The organism is Aromatoleum sp. (genome assembly GCF_035254505.1).
In the GTDB taxonomy this organism is placed as follows: Bacteria; Pseudomonadota; Gammaproteobacteria; order Burkholderiales; family Rhodocyclaceae; genus Aromatoleum.
In genome coordinates this window covers 1-5600 of sequence record NZ_DATFAO010000077.1, presented here as the reverse complement: position 1 = coordinate 5600, position 5600 = coordinate 1, and the positions used below count along the sequence as shown (strand labels likewise).

The window sequence follows — 5600 nt, the reverse complement described above, 5'->3', positions numbered from 1 at the left end:
CCTTCACCCAATTCACGTTCTGCGCGAACTGCCAGACGTTCTCGAGCTTGCCGTCGTCCTTGTCCATCACGAACACGAAGCCGCTCTTGTTCAGATGCACGATCACGTCCTTGCCGTCCGCGCCCTTCACCATCAGCGCCTCGTAGGCCGAGTCGAAGTCCCACGAATCGTGGGGGATCTCCTGGCGCGCCCACTTCAGCTTGCCGCTCTTCGGGTCGAGCGCGAGGAGGCTCGCCGTGTACTTGTTGTCGCCCTTGCGGTCGGCACTGAAGTAGTCGGGTGCTGCGTTCGACGTGCCGATGTAGATCGTGTCGGTACGGGGGTCGTAAGTGCCCGGCATCCACGCGCTGCCGCCGCCGCGCTTGCGGCTGTCGCCCGGCCAGCTCTCCGGGTCGTCGCGCAGGATGTCGAAGGTCCACGCGGGCTTGCCGGTGTCGGCGTTGACCGCGTAGATCTTGCCGCTGATCGGCTGATCGCCGCCCGTCGTGCCGCCGAAGAGCACGTCGCCGGCGAGCTGCGGCGGCGCCGAGAAGAGGGCACCGTATTGCGTCTTCTGATCCGTCAGCTGCGTCGACCAGAGCTCCTTGCCGGTCTTCTGATCGAGCGCGACGAAGCGCCCGTCGAGCGTGCCCAGAAACACCTTGCCGCGCCCGACCGTCACGCCGCGGCTTGCCGACGCGTAGAAGGCCTGTTTCGAGAGCGGATCGAGCTTCGGCTCGTAATGCCACAGCGTCCGTCCCGTCGCCGCATCGACCGCCCACACGTTGTTGTTCGCCGACACGTAGTACAGGATGCCGTCGATCACGATCGGCGTCGCCTGGATGCCGTGCGTGATGTTGCCCGGCTGGTGGATCCACGCGACCTTCAGCCGTCCGACGTTGTCGCGGTTGATCGCCTTCAGCGGGCTGAAGCGCCACGCGTTGAAGCTGCGGTGATACTGCGGCCAGTTGTCCGGGTCATCGAAACCCGGCCCGTCCGCTGCCCACACACTCCCCGACAACGCCCCTGCACAGGCCAGCGCGGCGATCACTTTCTTCGCGATCGGTTTCTTCGTATTCATGCTGTTCTCCTCCGGATTGCGGAATCGCGCTTACCAGGCGTAGACGTACTTGAGGTTGATGCTGTCGGTCGCGCCGTGGCTCTCGCCGTCGATGCCGCGCGAATAGCGCACGGTGAGCGACTGGTTGCCGTAGTACTTGAACATCACGCCGGCACCTGCCGTCGTCTCGTGGCTGTCGGCCACCTTCACGCCGGCTGCGCGGTTCTTCCAGCCGTCCTGCCGTTCGTAATCAAGAGCGACGAAGGGCTCGATCACGTTGTTCAGCTGGTAACCGAGGCGGTGATTGGTATGGAAGACCGTCGCCGGCCGGGCGTCGGCTGCCGTCGATTCGCCGAAGAACACGAAGCCCGCATCAGCGGTGTAGGTGAGCTTGCCGAACTGCACATCCCAGAACAGGCTCGACAGGTTCTTCCACACATCGCCGCCGCCGATGTCCTTGTCGCCGACCGGAAGCTGCATGAAGGATTGGAAACCCAACGTCGAGTTGGCGGTCGGCTTGTACCAGAGCGCAAGCCCCGTGATCGGATCGCCGATCCCGCTCGCGGAGGTGCGCGCATCCGAATTGCGCACGCCGACTTCCGGCACGATGACCTCGTACGCGAGGCCCATCTTCGGATTCGATTCCGGCGTCCAGAAATGGACGTACTTCGACAGCCCGATGATCGTGTGCGTCGCTGATGTGCGCCGGCGATCCCCGTCGGCATCCCACAAACGGCGACCATCCTCGAAGGTCGCGTACTGCACGAACACATTGAAGGGCTTGAAATCGACCGGCAGGTCGTACTCGTGCGGGCCGATCACGTCCAGCGTGACCTGCGCCTGCGCCGGCGTCGCGGCGCCCAGGCCGCCGGCCAGCGCCGCAAACGCCAGCAGCGCGGCGGCGCGGCAGGGCTTCTCCTCTTGCATGAATGTCTCCTTTGGTTTTTTGGCGTGGTGTCGCGAGCCGGTCGGGCGCTTTCACGAGCGCTCCGCCGACTCCTCCCCGGATTCGCGAAACCCGTGCCAGGAGACAGTCATATTTAAAATCAACAAGTTAATAATTAGAACGGCAGTGAGACACGAGACAGGCGTCTCCCCCAAGCTGAGACGGCCGCGACACCTGTCTCAGCGGCGCGGCCCTCCGCTGCGACAAATCGCGCGCTCCGCTTCGCGCCGACGACGCGCAGTGCGACAATCGCCAGATCGCCCGCACTCGCCGCCACCATGACCTCTGAACCGCGCCTGCCGATTGCCGCCATCGTCTATCGCCCTGCCGACCACATCGAACCGGTGCTGGAGGAAGCCGCCCAACGGCTTGCCGAACGGGGCGTGCGCCTCGGCGGCATCCTGCAGCATGACCTGCCGACCTGCGTCGAAGACCCGTGCGGCATGGAACTCGAAGACCTCGCAAGCGGCGAACGCTTCCCACTGTCGCAGGAGCTCGGCAGCGGCTCCGAAGCCTGCCGGCTCGACCCCGACGCCCTCGCGCACGCCGCAGTCGCCGTGCGTCATGCGCTCGAAAGCGGCGTCGAACTCGTCTTCGTGAACAAGTTCGGCGCGCAGGAGGCCAGCGGCTCGGGCCTGCGCAACGAAATGGCGCAGGCCGTCACCTCCGGCACGCCGGTCGTCACCGCCGTCGGCGAGCGCTTCCTCGACGCCTGGCGCGAATTCACCGGCGATGCCGGTACCTTGCTCGAACCGCGCGCCGAAGACATCGTCGCGTGGTGGGACGAGCTTTCGCGCCCCGCCTGACGATGGAGTGTCGCCCCGCCTGCGCCGCGTGCTGCATCGCGCCGTCGATCTCCAGCCCGATCCCGGGCATGGAAGGCGGCAAACCTGCGGGTATGCGCTGCGTTCAGCTCGACGACGCCGACCGCTGCCGACTTTTTGGCGACCCGCGCCGCCCTGCGGTCTGCGGCAGCCTCAGCCCCAGCCCGCAGATGTGTGGCGGGCACCGCGAAGCGGCCATCCGCTGGCTCGCCGAACTTGAGGCGCTCACAGCCCCCTGAACGCCTGTCTGCCGCCATGCATGGCAATGCGCAACTGAATGCAATTTAATTTTCGGGCCGCGGCCGGCAGGTATCATCCCGGGTTCCGCCCGATTACCTGCATCCCCGATCCATGGACCTTCCCCAATACTTCGTCGCACTGATCCTCGGCATCATCGAAGGTCTAACCGAGTTCCTGCCAGTTTCCTCGACCGGCCACCTGATCATCTTTGGCGACCTGCTCAACTTCAACGACGAAGTCAGCAAGGTCTTCGAGATCGTCATCCAGCTCGGCGCGATCCTCGCCGTGTGCTGGGACTATCGCCAGCGTCTCACCGATGTCGCCCTTGGCATTACCCGCTATGCCAGCGCCCGCCGCTTTGTCACGCTGCTTATCGTCGGCTTCCTGCCCGCGGCCGTGCTCGGCGTGCTCTTCCATTCCAAGATCAAGGGTGCGCTCTTCAACCCGCTGACGGTCGCGACCGCCCTGGTGCTCGGCGGCTTCGTGATCCTCTACCTCGAAAAGCGCAACCATCGTCCCCGCATCCACGCAATCGACGACATGCGCTGGACCGACGCCCTCAAGGTCGGCTTCGCGCAGGCACTCGCAATGATTCCCGGCACCTCGCGCTCGGGCGCGACGATCATGGGCGGGCTGATCTTCGGGCTGTCGCGCAAGACGGCGACCGAGTTTTCGTTCTTCCTCGCGATCCCGACGATGTTCGCCGCGACCGTCTATGACGTCTATAAGAACCGCGAATTCCTTCACCTGCACGACTTCCCGCTCTTCGCAATCGGCTTCGTCGCCGCCTTCATCTCGGCGATGTGGGCCGTGCGCGGCTTCATCCGCTTCGTGTCGAACCACACTTTCATCGCCTTCGCGTGGTACCGCATCGTCTTCGGCCTCTTCGTGCTGGCGACCTGGTACTTCGGCTGGGTGCAGTGGACGGAAGCCTGATGATCCGGCGCCGGGCCGCGGTTACACTTATGGCTTCGTCCCGACTTTCCACTTGATGCGATGATCATCTACCTGCACGGATTCCGTTCTGCGCCGGCCTCCATCAAGGCCCAGGCCTTGCTGCGCCACATGAGCGCGCGCGGGCTCGCGCACGAATTCTGGTGTGAAGAACTGCCCGTCGCACCGAAGGACGCGATCGCGCTGATCGAAGCCCAGATCGCCCGCTGCCGCGCCAACCGCCCCGAACTGCCCCCGACCCTCATCGGCAGCTCGCTCGGCGGCTACTACGCGACGCATCTGGCCGAAAAGCACGACCTCAAGGCCGTGCTCGTGAACCCTGCGGTCGTCGCACCGCTGTCGCTCGAAGCCTACGTCGGCGAACAGACCAACCTCTACACCGGCGAGACCTTCCAGTTCACGCACGACTACATCGCGCAGTTGCGTGCGATGGACGTCGCGACGATCACGCGCCCCGAAAAGTACTGGCTGCTCGTCGAAACCGGCGACGAAGTCCTCGACTACCGCGACGCAGTGACGAAATACGCCGGCGCGCACCAGACCGTCCTCGAAGGCGGCGACCACGGCTTTTCGCGCTGGACCGATTACCTCGACGAGGTCCTCGCCTTCGCCGGGATCACTGCCCGATGAGCGCCCCGGCCGGCTTCGACGCCCAGCGCTTCAAGGCCCAGGAACGCGCGGGCTTCAACCGCATCGCCGCCCGCTACGCCGAAGGCGCCCACCTGCGCGCGGACCTCGCCGCGGCCTTGCTGAACGCGGCCGAACTCGCCCCCGGCCAGCGCGTGCTCGACCTCGCGAGCGGCCCGGGCCTGCTTGCCCGCGACGCCGCCACCCGCATCGCGCCCGACGGCTGGGTGCTCGCGAGCGACATCGCCGAAGACATGCTCGCCGAAGGCGCCCGCCGCGCGACCGCCGAAGGCCGCTGCTCGCTCACCTTCGCCGCCGCCGACGCCGAACACCTGTGCCTGCCCGATGCGAGCGTCGACCGCGTCCTCGCCGGCCTCGCGCTCTTCATGTTCCCGCATCCCGAGCAAGCGCTCGCCGAAATGCGTCGCGTGCTGCGCCCGGGCGGCCGCGTCGCGCTCTCCGTATGGGGCCCGCGCGAAGCCGTGCCGCTGATCTCGCGCGCCCAGGACTGCATCGCCCGCCTGCTGCCGGCGCCGAAAGTCGCGCGCCCGTCGGTGTTCCGCTTCGGCGACGCGGCGACGATCACCGCCGCGCTCGACGCCGCCGGCTTCTCCGACGTGCGTGTCACGCCCTGCCCCTTCACCTGCCGCTTCGCGACCGCCGATGCCTACTGGCAGGCCTTCCTCGACCTCGCCGGCGGCGCCGCCGAGGCCCTGTCGCGACTGCCCGAAGACACCCAACGCGCCCTGCGAGAAGCGGTCGCAACCGAACTCGATGCCCACCGCGCCGCCGACGGCAGCGGCTACGTCGTCGACGCCCTCGCGCTGGTCGCCAGCGCCCGCAAATGACCGCTGCCGTTCCAGACGCAAACGCCCGCCGCCAGGGCGTCATCGCCACCCTCATTGCCTTCACGACCTGGGGCCTCGCACCGCTCTACTTCAAGGCCGTCGGCAGCGTGCCGCCGACCGAG

The 5600-nt window shown here is 66.6% G+C and carries 7 protein-coding genes; 5 read left to right on the top strand and 2 right to left on the bottom strand.

Going from position 1 to position 5600, the window contains the following annotated elements; translation table 11 throughout:
* Both VJ673_RS15090 and VJ673_RS15085 read right to left on the bottom strand, forming a co-directional pair.
* Nucleotides 1–1060 (bottom strand): pyrroloquinoline quinone-dependent dehydrogenase (locus VJ673_RS15090; protein WP_324126958.1); only part of this gene is annotated, 1060 nt, incomplete at its 3' end.
* Nucleotides 1061–1090: 30 nt separating this feature from the next.
* A complete protein-coding gene (locus VJ673_RS15085; protein WP_324126957.1) occupies nucleotides 1091–1966 on the bottom strand; it encodes a transporter in 876 nt (291 codons plus the stop codon).
* A gap of 297 nt (nucleotides 1967–2263) precedes the next feature.
* Here VJ673_RS15085 and VJ673_RS15080 point away from each other — a divergent pair, with 297 nt between their 5' ends.
* The 5 genes from VJ673_RS15080 (at nucleotide 2264) to VJ673_RS15060 (ending at nucleotide 5478) form a co-directional block, all read left to right on the top strand.
* Entirely contained in the window at nucleotides 2264–2791 is a 528-nt protein-coding gene (locus VJ673_RS15080) for a DUF2478 domain-containing protein (protein ID WP_324126956.1), read from the top strand.
* A 2-nt stretch (nucleotides 2792–2793) separates the two neighbouring features.
* Complete coding sequence (locus tag VJ673_RS15075; RefSeq protein ID WP_324126959.1) at nucleotides 2794–3048, top strand: YkgJ family cysteine cluster protein; 255 nt, start codon at nucleotides 2794–2796, stop codon at nucleotides 3046–3048.
* A 112-nt stretch (nucleotides 3049–3160) separates the two neighbouring features.
* On the top strand, nucleotides 3161–3985 hold the full coding sequence (locus tag VJ673_RS15070) for an undecaprenyl-diphosphate phosphatase (RefSeq protein WP_324126955.1): 825 nt from the start codon (nucleotides 3161–3163) through the stop codon (nucleotides 3983–3985).
* A gap of 60 nt (nucleotides 3986–4045) precedes the next feature.
* Nucleotides 4046–4633, top strand: a complete 588-nt coding sequence (locus VJ673_RS15065) for a YqiA/YcfP family alpha/beta fold hydrolase (protein ID WP_324126954.1) — start codon at nucleotides 4046–4048, stop codon at nucleotides 4631–4633.
* The gene (locus VJ673_RS15060; protein ID WP_324126953.1) at nucleotides 4630–5478 is read left to right on the top strand and encodes a methyltransferase domain-containing protein; all 849 of its coding nucleotides are present in this window, start codon (nucleotides 4630–4632) and stop codon (nucleotides 5476–5478) included. Before VJ673_RS15065 ends, VJ673_RS15060 begins: the two co-directional genes overlap by 4 nt.
* Nucleotides 5479–5600: the final 122 nt, after the last annotated feature.